This is a genomic window from Nostoc sp. DedQUE08, assembly GCF_034530895.1.
GTDB lineage: Bacteria > Cyanobacteriota > Cyanobacteriia > Cyanobacteriales > Nostocaceae > Nostoc.
The window spans coordinates 27,541-42,246 of record NZ_JAVRCD010000046.1; the positions used below are offsets into that span (position 1 = coordinate 27,541).

Below are 14,706 nucleotides of genomic sequence, written 5' to 3' on the forward strand. Positions count from 1 at the left end.
TGCGATCGCCTTCATGTCGTGGTTGTAAAATTAGCATTTTGGGTATATTTGGCAGAATTAGTTTCTGGCTCTGAATACATAGCAAATAGTTCGCTAAAAACCTCCTCCCCATTAATCTCTCCACTACTAATAAATCGTTCTACTTCAACCGAACCATCCTCAAAAAATTCCACTTCCCATCGTTCTCCAGCCACCGCCACATTTACCATAATAGTTTCATCGCGATGATGAGCTAAAGTGTAACTAATTGTCTCTTGTTCTAATTGACTTAGAAAGGTAATTAGTTTGCCAAATCCATGATTCTTCATTTGTCAAACCTCTTATCGCTTAATAACTTGCGAACAACTTTAAAACCCGGTTGATTTACCTCAGCACCCGCTTCAATCTCTTCCCATAACATTTCACAAAACTCATCCCAACTGGGCGATTCTTCCGGGAGTGGAGCTTGTCTTATACTACCCTTCTTGTATTTCAGGATTTCAGACACCTTTTGCCCAGCAAATTTATGTGCGATTTTCCCCTCTCTTTTTGATTGAGTGGCTACTTTCCTTTATACAATAGCGATTTCTGACTATGCGATGCCTACGGTAGTAAAATACGCACTTTCCCAATTATTCATTCATTGCATCAAAAAATTATTCTTAAGAATTATTTCCTCCTTCTTTGCCATCATCAGGTAAACCAATTTTTGGCTCAACTTTTTCTCGTCCATAATTAGCCAAAGTCACCCCTTCTTCTAAATATACAGCAGAGTATTTACTCAACCCAATACGCTGTGCTGAGTAAATTCCAGAATGACCTGAAAATAAGTAGCTAACTACACAACCAATACCAATAAATACCCCCGATTCCAGACCAAATAATTCAATTCCCATTAAGGTGGATGCCAAAGGTGTATTTGCTGCACCCGCAAATACACCCACAAATCCCATTCCTGCTAACAGTGGTGCAGGTAACGCTAAAAGTAACGACAAAGCATTACCTAAAGTTGCACCAATAAAAAATAAAGGCGTAACTTCTCCTCCTTTAAAACCTGCTCCTAAAGTTAGAGCAGTCAAACCCAATTTGGCTGCAAAATCCCAAGGAGGTAGCTGAGTGAAAAAAGAATCAACAATAGTAGGGATACCAAGCCCAATGTATTTAGTTGTACCACTTAACCCAACAATTACTGCTATCATCGCACCACCGATCAAAAGACGCAGTGGAGGATAAGATATTTTTGCTTTAAATAAGTGGCTAATTTTGTGAGTTACTTTAGCAAAGAATCTCGCGACAATTCCAAAAATTGCACCTGCAATAATCGCAGCAATCAATCCCCAAATTGTGAGCGGCGGTATAGAGGGAGCGTGTCGGTATGCTGTATGATGTAAACCTAATAGTAAAGTTACTTGATTTCCGACGATCGCAGCAATTAAAGAAGGAAAAAGAGCGTCGTAATGAATTTTACCAATCGCTAAAACTTCTAGACCAAATACGGTTCCAGCTAAGGGAGTACCGAAAACTGAAGCGAATCCCCCACTGATACCTGCCGTTAACAAAATTCTGCGATTAGCCCCTTGAAAATGCAATATTTTAGTTAACTGGTCTGCCAAAGAAGCACCCATTTGTAATGCTGTACCTTCACGACCGGCTGAACCACCAAATAAATGGGTAAGGTCTGTTCCTAGTAAAACAAGAGGAGCCATACGAAAAGGAATAATCTTTTTGGGGTTATGAATTTCTTCGAGTAAAAGGTTATTTCCTGCTTCTACAGTCCGACCAAATTGATGATAAATCCAACCACTCAAGAAGCCACCAAAGGGAAGCAAAGCGATAATCCAGCGATGTGATTCTCGCCAATCAGTTGCCCATTCTAATGATGCTAAAAGAGCCGCAGAAGCTGTTCCAGCAACAATGCCAACCACAAAGGAGATAGGCAACCACTTGATTAAATGAGGTAAGGCAATAAATGGTTCAAACTGACGAAAGTGTTTCATACCATGACTCCTTGAGGTGCGATTTGTAGAGAGATACTTTCTACAGGGGAGTCAGGTAATGCATTTAGCCAAGCCCTACTCTCCCGCAGTTAGCAAGGAAAGTAGGAGCCATCAGCCTTCCAGTGATGAATTTTCGGACTGGAAAGGCGGTTTCGGCGAGCTCCATCGCCATTGATTTGATTTCAAATCAAGGATACCATTTTTGCTTTTCAATATTTGTTTTTTTGAGAAACTAACAATAATACAGCTGCCAACGCAAACAAGCTTCCAGTAATAAATGTCGCCTCTGCTCCCAGTGTTTGCCATAACCCACCAGCTAGCAAACTGGCAGGTAAAAGCGCTAATCCCACAGCTAAGTTGAGGAATCCAAAAGCAGTGCCACGCAGATTTGCAGGTATACTATTTGCCACTAGCGCCAATAGCAATCCTTTACTCATGCCCAGATGTAGACCATAAAGGGCAAACAATCCCCACGCTTGCCAAGGTGTCTGCACAAAAGCGAAACCCAGATAGACTAAAGCGTATAGGAGAAATCCGCCTACCAGTAACCCAAATTTACCCACGCGATCGGAAAGTATTCCTAATGGGTAGGCGCTGAATGAGTAGGCAATGTTCATCACCATTAATGTCAATGGTATAAGTGAGGCAGAAATGCCTGTTTGTTCTGCTCGCAGCAACAAAAAAGCATTGCTGGAGTTGCCTAAATTGAATAACAATGCCACTGCTACAAGTACCCAGTATCCTTGACTCAAGCTGCGTAAAGCTTGCCATTGCAGAGGATTGCTTCGGTTTCCTTGAGTTTCACTTGTTTGTGGTTCGCGTACTCCTACTGTTAATAAAGCGACTGCGAAAAATCCAGGGATGAGTGCTAGCCAAAAAACCAGGCGGAAGTTGTTTTTGGAAGCAGTCATCAGGGTGAATGCTGCCAAAGGCCCCAAAAATGCTCCGATAGTATCAAGGGATTGACGCAATCCATAAGCTGCACCGCGTACCTCTGGATCGGTGGAATCGGCGACTAAGGCATCGCGGGGCGCTACCCGAATACCTTTACCAATGCGATCGCCAAATCGAGCTATTAACACCCCAGTTGGACTGCTAGCTACAGCAAATAGTGGTTTAACAAAGGTGGATAAGCCGTACCCAAACACCGCTAATCCTTTACGATGTCCTAGATAATCACTCAACGCTCCCGAAAAGATTTTTAAAACTGAAGCTGTTGCTTCTGCAATGCCTTCGATGATGCCCACAGTCAAAACATTCGCCCCTAAAACTGATACCAAAAATAAGGGCAATACAGAATTAATCATCTCAGAGCTAATATCTGTCAGCAAACTGACAAATCCCAATACCCAAACAGTGCGGGGAATTGTCTGGAAAAATTTATTTTGTAGTTGCATATTTCCTGTTTACCTGACTGGCTTTTACTACATCAACTCTGTAATTCTTGAGAACCAATAAGTGAGCTTCTGACTTTATGATTCAGACTCATAATTTTTCTATAATGCAACAGGTGTTTCATAAGTAGACTAACAATAAAATCGATTTAATGCAACACCTGTTACAATCTATCTATGGACAGAAAGTGTTGGAACTTATTGGTGTACAAAGTACCCGCACAGCCTTCAACGCAACGGGTGTATGTTTGGCGTAAACTCAAGGGTTGGGGCGCACTTTATCTACAGCAGTCGGTGTGCGTGCTACCGCATAGAGAAGACTTGCAACAATATTTAGCAGAATTGAAAGCAGACATTACAGCAGGTGGTGGTGAAGCAGATTTATTGACTATTTGGATTGATGAACCCGATCAAAATGCTATGTTGGTAAATCGTTTTCAACAGCAGGCAGATCGAGAATATCAAGAGTTTTTGGGGCAATGTCGGGATTTGCATCGCGAATTGAGCGAGGAACGGAAAATAGGTAATCTCACCTTTGCAGAATTAGAAGAGAACGAGGCGGAATTAAATAAACTGCGTTCTTGGTTGCCTAAAATCCGCGATCGCGATTTGTTTGATGCCCCAAAATACTCACAAGCCACTGAAGCTTTGAAGGCGTGCGAATTAGATTTTCAGCTATTTTCCCAACAAATATATCAAGCAGAAGGAATAGACTCAGAATCTTTATAAGTAAATCGATCTTAACTAATGGTGTATACATAGCCTAATTTAAGCATCACCATTGTAATTTCTGCCTATAGATAGATGTTGTTTTTACTATTTATTAATGTTGATTCTATAATTAAATTAGTATTATTAAAACTTAAGTAGGAAAACCGTACTTATCTGATAGGTTTTCTATACCATATTTTTAAGTTTAGCTGGATAAAATCAAAATATAGCTGAAGTAATGCTGTTCTCGAAAAAATTTACACAGCATTAGCAGGAGAGCAAAAACATGACAAATCAATTGAAAACGGCTACTTTGCTTGCTGCACTAAGTGCTCTTTTGATTGCAATTAGTTACTGGGTAATTGGCGGTTCTAGTGGTTTGATTATCGGGATTGGCTTGGCAGCAGCAACCAACCTGTTTTCTTGGTATCAATCAGATAAAATTGCCCTAGCAGTATACCAAGCGCAACCTGTAAGTGAAAGGGAAGCACCAGGACTTTATCGGATGGTGCAGAAATTGAGCGATCGCGCTAACATTCCTATGCCTAAAGTTTATATCGTTCCAAGCCAGGGTGCTAATGCCTTCGCTACAGGGCGCGATCCAGAACATGCTGCTGTAGCTGTCACTGAAGGTATTTTAAATATATTGCCAGAGGATGAACTCGAAGGCGTTATCGCCCACGAGCTAACCCATATTATTAATCGTGACACTCTCACTCAAGCTGTTGCTGCTACTGTAGCTGGTGCGATTTCATTCTTAGCCCAAATGGTTAGTTACAGCTTATGGTTTGGCGGTAGTTCGCGAGATGACAACAGAGGTGGAAATCCAATAGGAGTTTTATTAACAGTCATGCTTGCTCCACTGGCTGCGACAATTATTCAGCTAGCAATTTCGCGCACGCGAGAATTTTCTGCTGATGCCGGTTCTGCGAGATTAACTGGTAATCCCCGCGCTTTAGCTAGGGCATTGCAACGCTTAGAAGCTTCAGCAAAGCAAATGCCTTTAAATGCTAATCCAGCTTATGAGCCGTTATTAATTATCAATTCCATTTCTGGACAGTTTTTAGGTAACTTGTTCTCTAGTCATCCAGCTACAGAAATGCGAGTTGCAGCATTGCTGAAACTAGAGCAACAACTGCCAACAAAAGCTTATTAATTTGTCATTAGTCATTTGTCCTTTGTCAAATAAAAAAATGGCTAATGACTATTAAGATAGAGTGCAATTTTTATTGGAGAGTAAACTTTGCAATTAAGGATGTTTTAAGTATGAATTCTAACAATATCGAATCTACTGAATCCATAGTAATTGTAAAAATAAGTTCTGAAACCGACAAATTAGTGGAAACCGAAATGGCTGGTGAAACTGATGAGGTAAAACGCGAAACCAAAGCGTTAATTGAGGCGCTAAAAAGACGCGCTCAAGCTGAGGCTGATTCCGCAGGTACTCTCACCCGTGAAACCTATTTGAAAGTTGTGCGTCAAGCACGGGAATTAATTGAAGGAAGGAAACTGATACAACGCGATCGCTTAGAAAACTCTTGGGCGGTAATTCAGGATGAAGCTGAGAGAAACTGGCACTTATTGATGAAAGACTTAGTAGACTTCAGCTTTCGCGTGCAAAAGGCGGCCATTGCTGCTTGGGAAACCTTCAATAATCCTTATTCTCGTTAAAGAGGGTGCAATGTCTAGGTTGGGCTATGCCTACGCAGATAAATATTTTAAGGGCGTACAGATGTACGCCCTTTTTTATAGTCCGTCAAAAATATCGCTATTTGTAGACCAAAAATGATTTACTAAACTAAATACCCCTTACCATAAAAAGCGTAAATATTCAGTACTCTAGGTTTCACAAATAGGAAATAAGCAGTGTTACCAAACAAGCCCCCCGCTAGTAATCAAACTCAACGCTGGACATTTGCTCAACTTTTTGGACTGGTAAAGCGTAATCCCCTAATGATTTCGCAGTGGGTTATCCGCTGGATAGCCGTGGGGACTGCTGGTGGTCTATTTGCGGCGTTGTACTGGAATATTCTAGAGTTTTTAACTCACAGACTCCAGCGATTTGAGGGTTTTAGCCTGCTGATAGTGATGCCACTTAGCGGCTTAATTATCGGTCTGGTGATTCATTATTTGGGAAATCCCGGTGAAATCGCTGTGATTGTTGATAATATTCATTTTCGTGGCGGCCGCCTAGATGTTCGCAAAAATCCTTCAATGATTCTTGCTTCTCTAGTCAGCATCTCAGCAGGTGGTAGTGCTGGCCCAGAAGCACCACTCGTACAGGTAACAGGTTCTTTTGGTACTTGGATTGCCGATCGCTTAAAACTCCAAGGTGAAGACCTCAGAACCATGAGTTTAGCAGCAATGGCGGCTGGCTTTACTGCCTTGTTTGGCTCACCTCTTGGTGGTGCGATGTTCGCTTTAGAGATTTTGCACCACGAGCATATTGTGGAATATTACGAAGCTTTAATGCCAGCCATTGTTTCGAGTTGCGCTAGCTATCTGGTGTTTGCAGCAATTACACATATGGGTATAGCCCCTACTTGGCATTTTCCTCAGTATCACTTAGAAAGGATTGATGATTTTGCGATCGCGATCGTGTTTGGAATTATCGGGGCAGTGGCGGGATGGATTTTTATAGGTATTTTTCGCGGCTGCGATGCTTTTTGGCAAGCTGTTTCACGTCTGGGCGTCTCTGCATCAACTCCTGTTCCCATTTATGTACGCACAACACTAGCAGGAGTGGGACTTGGCATTTTAGCAGTTTTATTACCCCTTACCCGTTATTTTGGACATGAAGAGTTAGATTCAGTCCTGAGAGCTAACTTTGGTGCTGTTTTTCTCTTAACTCTAGCTCTTGGGAAAATGGCTGCCATTAGCATTACAGTAACAGGTGGGTGGCGCGGTGGATTCATCATTCCCCTATTTTTCACTGGTGCTTGCATTGGTAAAGCAGTAGCAGTCTTAATTCCAGGACTCGATCCTGCCCTGGCGATGATTTGTACAATGGCGGCTGTCAACGCAGCCGTAACCCGCACACCTATAAGTACGACTTTGCTACTATCAAAACTGACTAACTTGAGTCCTTTGACGCCGATCCTTTTTGCCAGTTTGATGGGATTTTTTCTTGCCCCGAAAGTTCCCCTGATCGCATCTCAACTCAAATCCCAGAGAGAAGCTACGGATCAAATAAGCGGCTGAGTTAGCTGCCCAGGCAATAAAAAGCAATATATGTTAAGATTGTATCAAATTATAGCAATTATTCAAGAGCAATTTAGAATAATTTTGCGCTTTGTTGAGTAAAAGAGCTAAAATCTACGATTTTTGGAGATTTTTAGGTTATGACAACCTCACAGGAGAGGATTATCCCGACAGACTTGCGAAACGAAATGTCGCAGTCTTATCTGGAATACGCCATGAGCGTGATAGTGGGTCGGGCGCTGCCAGATGCCAGGGATGGTCTAAAACCTGTGCATCGTCGCATTCTTTACGCAATGCACGAGCTAGGTCTGCTCCACGATCGCCCCTTTAAGAAATGCGCCCGTGTAGTGGGTGAAGTATTGGGTAAATATCACCCCCACGGTGACACAGCTGTGTATGATGCTTTGGTGCGGATGGCGCAGGATTTTTCCATGCGATCGCCCCTAGTTAACGGACATGGTAACTTTGGTTCGGTAGACAACGATCCGCCAGCCGCCATGCGGTACACAGAATGCCGCTTGCAAGCTTTAACTAGTGCTGGTTTACTCCACGACATCGAGTATGAAACCGTAGATTTCGCCGATAACTTCGACGGTTCCCAACAAGAACCGACAGTTTTACCAGCACGAATTCCGCAGTTATTGCTCAATGGTTCCTCTGGGATTGCCGTAGGCATGGCCACCAATATTCCGCCCCACAACTTGGGCGAATTGATTGATGCTTTGGTGGCTGTCATCCACAATCCCGAAATCACCGACATCGAATTAATGCAGTATGTCCACGGCCCAGACTTTCCGACTGGGGCGCAAATTTTGGGAACATCTGCCATTCGTGAAGCTTACACTACCGGGCGTGGTTCTATTACCATGCGTGGTGTCGCTAACATTGAAACCGTTGAACAACGGGGACGCCCAGATAGAGAAGCAATTATCATCACCGAATTGCCCTATCAAACCAACAAAGCGGCGCTGATTGAAAAAATCGCCGAAATGGTGAATGAGAAGCGTCTAGAGGGCATTGCAGATATCCGGGATGAAAGCGATCGCGACGGGATGCGAGTTGTCATCGAACTCAAGCGTGATGCTTATCCCCGCGTCGTGTTGAACAACCTTTACAAGCAAACACCACTGCAAGCCAACTTCGGCGCGAATATGCTAGCGTTGGTGAATAGCGAACCGCAAGTACTCACCCTCAAGCAGTTTTTAACCGTCTTCTTGGATTTCCGCATCGAATCCATTGCCAGACGCACCCGCTACGAACTGCGGAAAGCCGAGGAACGCGACCATCTTCTGCAAGGGTTATTAATAGCCCTGTCTCATTTAGATCCAATTATTGTCTTAATTCGTCATGCTCCCGATGCACCCACTGCTAAAGGCGAATTAATCACAACTTACGGACTTTCAGAAGTACAAGCAGATGCGATTTTGCAAATGCAATTGCGGCGCTTGACTGCCTTAGAAGCAGACAAAATTCGTCTGGAACACGAAGAATTACAAGCGAAAATCACTGATTTACAAGATATTTTGGCACGCCGGGAGAGAGTGCTAGAAATCATTGAAACCGAAGTCACACAACTGAAAACTAACTTCGCCACACCCCGCCGCACGGTGATTTTACCAGGGGAAGGGGAATTAGACGATCGCGACCTCATTGCCAATGAAAAAGCGATAATTCTGGTGACAGAGCAAGGGTACATCAAACGGATGCCAGTTAACACCTTTGAAGCCCAAAGCCGTGCTACCAGAGGCAAAGCCGCAGCCAAGGTGAAAGATGATGATACCATTGAGCATTTCTTAACTTGCTGCGATCACGACAGTATTTTATTCTTTAGCGAACGTGGTGTTGTTTATTGCCTAAGAGCCTATCAAATCCCAGCGAGTTCGCGTACCAGTCGTGGGACACCAATCGTCCAGATGTTACCGATTCCCAAAGAGGAAAAAATCACCTCGATTGTACCGGTTGACGAGTTTAGCAGCGAAGAATATCTGGTTATGCTCACCAAAGGTGGCAATATCAAGAAAACCGAATTGGCAGCGTTTAGTCACATTCGCGCCAATGGTTTGATTGCCATTTCCTTAGAAGAAGGCGACCAACTCCGCTGGGTGAGACGCGCTAGAGTCGAGGATAGTGTAATCATTGGTTCTCGTAACGGGATGGCGATTCACTTCCGATGCAACCACGAACAACTGCGTCCTTTAAGTAGGGCGACTCGTGGAGTGAAAGCCATGAAACTCAAAAATAAAGATGAACTTGTGGGTATGGATATTCTCCCTGCAGCAATTCTGGAAAGTTTGGATGTTGCAGAAGCAGAAATTGAAGATATCGAAACAATCGAAACAGAAGATATCGAAATTACCGAAATTACTGAAGAGTCCGCAGAAGTGTCTAGCAGTGGCATTGTTGGCCCTTGGGTGTTGGTAATTACAATGGGTGGATATGGTAAGCGCGTCCCAGTTGCCCAATTCCGGCTGCAAAATCGTGCTGGTCAGGGTTTAATGGCAACCAAGTTCAAAAACCGCAAAACTAAAGACAAGCTAGCAACCCTACGCATTGTTAACAACGATGATGATGAAATCATGATGGTGACAAATCGCGGTATTATCATCCGTCAAGCGGTGAATGCGATTTCTATCCAATCGCGATCGGCAACTGGAGTCAGAGTGCAGCGTTTAGATGAAGACGATGCTATTACCGGAGTAGCAATAATTCCACCTGATGCTGCCGATGCAGAAGAAGCAGAGTAAAAAGCAGGGGGAGAGGTTAACCGCCTTACTCCCTTATTTAATCGCCTTAGCTAGCGGCATTTTAATGGGGCTAACTGTAGCCCCAGTAGGTGCATGGTTGTTGGCTTGGATTGCCATAGTTCCCTTATGGGTGCTAGTTGTCACTTCAGCCAAAGGTAAAAACAAATTCCCCCCTGCTTTCCTCTGGGGTATCGGTTATCACGGTGTCGCCCTATCTTGGATTACCGGAATTCATCCCATGACTTGGTTGGGCGTTCCGTGGTTGCCAAGTCTGGCAATCACCCTTTTTTGTTGGGGATTTATCAGTGTCTTGGGAGGGGTATTTCTTGCTATTTGGGCAGCTGTTATGGTTCGCCTAGCCGGACAAAAACCGTGGTTACGGTTACTGATTGGTACAGCCGTCTGGTGCGGCTTAGAGAGTCTGTGGAGTGCAGGCCCTTTATGGTGGAGTTCTCTTGCTTACACACAAAGCCCGCACAATCTCGTAATTGTACATCTAGGGCAACTGTCTGGGCCTAATACTGTGACAGCTGCGATCGTTGCTGTTAATGGCTTAATTGCTGAAGCGTATATAAACCGACAAGATACCAAGATGTCCTTTGCGCCTCTGCGGTTCGTTAATAAATATTTGGCGATCGCCACAGGACTATTAATTACCCTACACCTTATTGGTTTTATCTTATATAGCCGTCCCATTGCCCAACCCCCAGAAGCAGCCTTGAAAGTGGGGATTGTTCAGGGTAATATTCCAAACCGACTTTTACGAAGTTCTGAAGGGTTTCGTCGCGCCCAAGAAAACTATACCAATGGATATCTAACTTTAGCAGACCAAGGTGTAGATGCAGTCCTCACCCCAGAAGGAGCCTTACCTATTTTCCAGCGTAACTTGCTGGAAACGGCCTTAGTCGCAGCCGTGAAGGAAAAAGGCGTAGTTGCTTGGATTGGAGCTTTTGGCGAACGGGGAGACAGTTATACAATTAGCTTGTTTACTTTCAACAGTAAGGGTGAAATTGTCAGCCGCTACGATAAGTCCAAGCTAGTACCCTTGGGAGAATATATTCCCTTTGAAGGAATTTTAGGCGGGTTAATTCAACGCTTATCGCCTTTGGAGGCACACCAAGTTCCCGGTTCAGCAAATCAGATATTTGACACTCCTTTTGGGCGGGCGATCGCTAGTATATGCTATGAATCTGCTTTTCCCGAACAATTTCGCCGTCAAGCGGCGGCGGGTGGACAATTTATTATCAGTTCTTCTAACGATGCCCATTACACTGCATCCATGCCATTCCAGCATCATGCACAGGATATCATGCGGGCAATTGAAAGCGATCGCTGGTCAGCACGGGCAACTAATACCGGATATTCAGCCTTTATAGACCCTCATGGCAGAACCTTGTGGATGTCTGGATATAATACCTACGAAACTCATGCTGAAACAATTTATCGGCGACAGACAAAGACTTTATATGTGCGTTGGGGTGATTGGTTAACACCGTTGTTGTTAATCTCCTCTGGAGGAGCTTGGCTGGGAATTCGCGGTATAAAGAAATTTAGTAATGTTGGAAATCCCTAGCGGATTGAGTCTTTGGAATTATTAGCGAATTCCTCTGATGGGGCGGTTTTTGGGGGAAAACTTTTCGATTTACTAAAATTATGAATTTCAGAAGCGGTGAGGTCGCGCCATTGACCCAATTGTAGGTCATCTAATTGTAGGTGAGCAATACTGACCCTGACCAGTCGCAAAGTCGGAAAGCCAACAGCCGCAGTCATGCGCCGAACTTGACGGTTTTTTCCCTCTGTTAAAGTCATTTCCAGCCAAGCTGTCGGTACATTTTTACGAAATCTAATTGGTGGGGTGCGTTCAGGTAGCTGTGGTTCTTCTGATAGAAGCTTAACTTCTGCTGGTTGAGTGCGGTAATCTTGAATTTCCACACCTGTTTGCAACCTTTTGATAGCTTCTGCATCTGGAATTCGCTCTACCTGTACCCAGTAAGTACGTTTATGACCAAAACGCGGATGGGCAAGGCGATGTTGCAATTGTCCATCGTTTGTTAACAGCAGCAATCCTTCACTATCCCAATCTAAGCGTCCCACAGGATACACATCAGACACATCAATATAATCTTTTAGGGTGCTATGTGTAGGGGCATCTTTTGTAAACTGGCTGAGAACGCCGTATGGTTTGTAAAAAATAATATATCGGTAATGATTGGGCATGGGGCATTTGACTTCTGAATTCTCTTTTAACAATAAGTAAGTCGCTGTGAATATTTATCATCAGGTTCAGGCAGGAGGCAGGAGGCAGAAGGCAGAAGGAAAGAGGGTTTTAGTCCACTTTACTTTTATTAACATAGTTTGATTTTTCCCGCCTGTTCTACTTAGAAGCAGAATTTATAAATCTTACTTTAAACTTATAAGTTATCAAGTGAAAAATCAATCGCGGTTAAAACCACAACCTAAACAACGCATACAAACAGAGAAAGCTGCTAAAACTGAAACAATCTCAATTAGTAATTGAAATGACAAAGGGGCTAGAGCCAAACCCCAAATCAAAAGAATTGTCCCGCTAATCATAGCAGTAATGCGATTAATTTCATCTCTAGTATTGAAAACCAAGAATAATGTTCCCAAACCAATTAATAATAAGACTAAGCTACTCATAAATATATTCCTGACTTATACTTTTTCTTTGTGAAGCTGCATATACAGCAGAATTCAGGAGTAGAACACGCTTCATATCAGGTTTTGAGACGAACCGTTGTGTACTTTGTTTCCTAATTTTGAATTTTGAATGCGTGAATTTTGAATTGGTATAACTTATCCTGCCAGAGTAAACGATTAAAAAATATTTAAAAATGCCGCAACTACGCTCGTTGTAGACATCGCTTTTCTAAAGATCGAGGTATTATCTACTCGAACACCGTGCAGCATACATAAAGTCTGAGGTTTTGCATGAAAGTAGCAGTTTTCAGTACAAAAGCCTACGATCGCCAGTTCTTGTCAGCTGCAAATTCTCCTATTCAACACGAGTTAGTGTTTTTTGAACCCCGTTTAAATCGAGATACGGCTATTCTGGCTGCTGGATTTCCGGCGGTTTGTGTATTTGTCCACGATCAGGTTGATGCCCCAACTTTAGAACTTCTCGCCTCAGGGGGAACTCGTCTGGTTGTCCTTCGCTGTGCAGGGTTTAACAATGTAGACTTACAAGCCGCAGCAGATTTAGGAATTACCGTTGTGCGTGTTCCCGCTTATTCACCTTATGGGGTTGCAGAACACGCCGTCGGATTGATTTTGAGCTTAAATCGCAAAATTCATCGTGCCTATAACCGTGTCCGAGAAGGCAACTTTTCTTTAGATGGACTGTTGGGATTTAATTTGCATGAACGTACAGTGGGAATTGTTGGCACTGGCAAAATCGGTCTGATTTTAGGACAGATTATGAAGGGGTTTGGCTGTCACATACTCGCCTATGATGTTTATCGCAATCCCGAATTGGAGGCGCTGGGTGGAAAGTATGTAGAACTACCTGAGCTATTTGCCAATTCCGATATTATTTCCCTGCATTGCCCCTTGACTATTGAAACCCATCACTTAATTAACACTGAAGCTATAAAACAGATTAAGCCAGGTGTGATGCTAATTAATACTAGTCGAGGAGCGCTGATTGATACCCAAGCAGTGATTGAGGGATTGAAGTCTGGTAAAATTGGTTATCTGGCTGTAGATGTCTACGAACAAGAATCGGAATTGTTCTTTGAGGATTTGTCTGGGGAAATTATTCAAGATGATATTTTCCAGCGTCTGACAACGTTCCCCAATGTACTAATTACCGGACATCAAGCTTTTTTTACAGCAGAAGCTCTCTACAATATTGCAGAAACAACTTTTGCTAATATTACCGATGTTGAACAGGGTCGTCCTTGTGCGAATGAAATTCGCGCCTAAATCTTTAGCAATCTCAAATCCCAAATTGTGTTAAGGTGTCACGCATTAAAATTGCACATCAACTAATAAGGGTTGTCATTAGTTATTTGTCCTTAGAAACACAAATGACTAATGACTAATGACTAATGACGGTCTATACGGAGTTTGTGCAATATATAGAACCCATTTGATATCTATACAGGAGGGCAATCGAATTTGGCTGAACTACGAGCTAAGTTACAAATTTTATAGATTGATCGTCAGGATTTTTTTCTTGCTTTTTTTGTCGCTCAACACGACTGTATTGTAGGGTAATGTATCCGTTCCCAGCGGAATTGGCAGCTTAAAACTGGGGCTTTTATGATCGAGTTCGCCTAAATCAATGCTTTTCGTTATATCGCCATCTGTTGCAAGATTTGCGGTAAGTTCTCCTTTATAATCTTCAATTAAAAAGTCTCTAAAGAAAACGACTGCCCCACCCTCAGGATCTATACCAAGGATGACCGTACCGCTGAAAGTTGTGCCTTTTCGTTCTTCATCAATCGTTGCCACTGTGATTTCCGAGGGGTCTTGACCGGACTTATCTGCCATAAACTTTTTTCTCTTGCGAATTCTCAACAATTGAAAATGATTTTACAAGAGCGCTATGGGCGATCGCAAAACTCTTAGGACGTATTTCTGCATCGGTCTTGCAAATGTATAGCCAAGTTACTTCTGGTTATACGCCTAATTGGAAGATTGAGTAGGGATGATTCG

The 14,706-nt window shown here is 43.1% G+C and carries 13 protein-coding genes and 1 riboswitch; of the genes, 7 read left to right on the plus strand and 6 right to left on the minus strand.

Annotated features, from left to right (window positions below):
• Window positions 1-11: 11 nt before the first annotated feature.
• The 3 genes from RMY64_RS25980 to RMY64_RS25990 form a co-directional block, all read right to left on the minus strand.
• Window positions 12-308: a hypothetical protein gene (locus RMY64_RS25980; protein ID WP_322701521.1), complete on the minus strand. Its 297-nt coding sequence runs from the start codon at window positions 306-308 to the stop codon at window positions 12-14.
• A gap of 333 nt (window positions 309-641) precedes the next feature.
• Window positions 642-1,976 (minus strand): voltage-gated chloride channel family protein, encoded by a 1,335-nt coding sequence (locus tag RMY64_RS25985; protein WP_322701522.1) that lies wholly within the window; start codon window positions 1,974-1,976, stop codon window positions 642-644.
• Window positions 1,977-2,071: 95 nt separating this feature from the next.
• A riboswitch (Fluoride riboswitch) is annotated at window positions 2,072-2,155 on the minus strand.
• Between the two features lie 30 nt (window positions 2,156-2,185).
• The gene (locus tag RMY64_RS25990; protein ID WP_322669560.1) at window positions 2,186-3,373 is read right to left on the minus strand and encodes an MFS transporter; all 1,188 of its coding nucleotides are present in this window, start codon (window positions 3,371-3,373) and stop codon (window positions 2,186-2,188) included.
• 201 nt (window positions 3,374-3,574) lie between these two features.
• Between RMY64_RS25990 and RMY64_RS25995 the strand changes: the two genes are divergently transcribed.
• The 6 genes from RMY64_RS25995 to lnt all read left to right on the plus strand — a co-directional run bounded on the left by RMY64_RS25995 (window position 3,575) and on the right by lnt (window position 11,599).
• Entirely contained in the window at window positions 3,575-4,099 is a 525-nt protein-coding gene (locus RMY64_RS25995; protein WP_322669561.1) for a Chromate resistance protein ChrB, read from the plus strand.
• A gap of 268 nt (window positions 4,100-4,367) precedes the next feature.
• Complete coding sequence (locus tag RMY64_RS26000; protein WP_322701523.1) at window positions 4,368-5,237, plus strand: zinc metalloprotease HtpX; 870 nt, start codon at window positions 4,368-4,370, stop codon at window positions 5,235-5,237.
• Window positions 5,238-5,347: 110 nt separating this feature from the next.
• Window positions 5,348-5,752: a hypothetical protein gene (locus RMY64_RS26005; protein WP_322701524.1), complete on the plus strand. Its 405-nt coding sequence runs from the start codon at window positions 5,348-5,350 to the stop codon at window positions 5,750-5,752.
• A 195-nt stretch (window positions 5,753-5,947) separates the two neighbouring features.
• The gene (locus RMY64_RS26010; RefSeq protein ID WP_322669564.1) at window positions 5,948-7,282 is read left to right on the plus strand and encodes a chloride channel protein; all 1,335 of its coding nucleotides are present in this window, start codon (window positions 5,948-5,950) and stop codon (window positions 7,280-7,282) included.
• Window positions 7,283-7,422: 140 nt separating this feature from the next.
• A complete protein-coding gene (gyrA, locus tag RMY64_RS26015) occupies window positions 7,423-10,026 on the plus strand; it encodes a DNA topoisomerase (ATP-hydrolyzing) subunit A (RefSeq protein WP_322701525.1) in 2,604 nt (867 codons plus the stop codon).
• Window positions 10,007-11,599 carry an apolipoprotein N-acyltransferase gene (gene lnt, locus RMY64_RS26020; protein ID WP_322701526.1) on the plus strand — a complete coding sequence of 531 codons (1,593 nt, stop codon included), beginning with the start codon at window positions 10,007-10,009 and terminating at the stop codon, window positions 11,597-11,599. Before gyrA ends, lnt begins: the two co-directional genes overlap by 20 nt.
• On the opposite strand, the gene RMY64_RS26025 is transcribed toward lnt, so the two are convergent.
• Both RMY64_RS26025 and RMY64_RS26030 read right to left on the minus strand, forming a co-directional pair.
• On the minus strand, window positions 11,596-12,243 hold the full coding sequence (locus RMY64_RS26025) for an rRNA large subunit pseudouridine synthase E (RefSeq protein ID WP_322701527.1): 648 nt from the start codon (window positions 12,241-12,243) through the stop codon (window positions 11,596-11,598). The two genes, lnt and RMY64_RS26025, sit on opposite strands and share 4 nt — an antisense overlap.
• Before the next feature lie 216 nt (window positions 12,244-12,459).
• On the minus strand, window positions 12,460-12,687 hold the full coding sequence (locus RMY64_RS26030; RefSeq protein WP_322669568.1) for a hypothetical protein: 228 nt from the start codon (window positions 12,685-12,687) through the stop codon (window positions 12,460-12,462).
• Window positions 12,688-12,978: 291 nt separating this feature from the next.
• Between RMY64_RS26030 and RMY64_RS26035 the strand changes: the two genes are divergently transcribed.
• Window positions 12,979-13,971, plus strand: coding sequence for a 2-hydroxyacid dehydrogenase (locus RMY64_RS26035; RefSeq protein WP_322701528.1), 993 nt, complete (start codon window positions 12,979-12,981; stop codon window positions 13,969-13,971).
• A 225-nt stretch (window positions 13,972-14,196) separates the two neighbouring features.
• Here RMY64_RS26035 and RMY64_RS26040 read toward each other — a convergent pair whose 3' ends face one another.
• Window positions 14,197-14,541, minus strand: coding sequence for a hypothetical protein (locus RMY64_RS26040; RefSeq protein WP_322701529.1), 345 nt, complete (start codon window positions 14,539-14,541; stop codon window positions 14,197-14,199).
• Between the last annotated feature and the right edge of the window lie 165 nt (window positions 14,542-14,706).

Bases quoted from the DNA above. Each gene is read 5' to 3' on its own strand.
- RMY64_RS26005 (WP_322701524.1), top strand. From the start codon at position 5,348: ATGAATTCTAACAATATCGAATCTACTGAATCCATAGTAATTGTAAAA.
- RMY64_RS25990 (WP_322669560.1), bottom strand. From the start codon at position 3,373: ATGCAACTACAAAATAAATTTTTCCAGACAATTCCCCGCACTGTTTGG.
- RMY64_RS25985 (WP_322701522.1), bottom strand. From the start codon at position 1,976: ATGAAACACTTTCGTCAGTTTGAACCATTTATTGCCTTACCTCATTTA.
- RMY64_RS25980 (WP_322701521.1), bottom strand. From the start codon at position 308: ATGAAGAATCATGGATTTGGCAAACTAATTACCTTTCTAAGTCAATTA.
- gyrA (WP_322701525.1), top strand. From the start codon at position 7,423: ATGACAACCTCACAGGAGAGGATTATCCCGACAGACTTGCGAAACGAA.
- RMY64_RS26030 (WP_322669568.1), bottom strand. From the start codon at position 12,687: ATGAGTAGCTTAGTCTTATTATTAATTGGTTTGGGAACATTATTCTTG.
- RMY64_RS26000 (WP_322701523.1), top strand. From the start codon at position 4,368: ATGACAAATCAATTGAAAACGGCTACTTTGCTTGCTGCACTAAGTGCT.
- lnt (WP_322701526.1), top strand. From the start codon at position 10,007: ATGCAGAAGAAGCAGAGTAAAAAGCAGGGGGAGAGGTTAACCGCCTTA.
- RMY64_RS26025 (WP_322701527.1), bottom strand. From the start codon at position 12,243: ATGCCCAATCATTACCGATATATTATTTTTTACAAACCATACGGCGTT.
- RMY64_RS26035 (WP_322701528.1), top strand. From the start codon at position 12,979: ATGAAAGTAGCAGTTTTCAGTACAAAAGCCTACGATCGCCAGTTCTTG.
- RMY64_RS26040 (WP_322701529.1), bottom strand. From the start codon at position 14,541: ATGGCAGATAAGTCCGGTCAAGACCCCTCGGAAATCACAGTGGCAACG.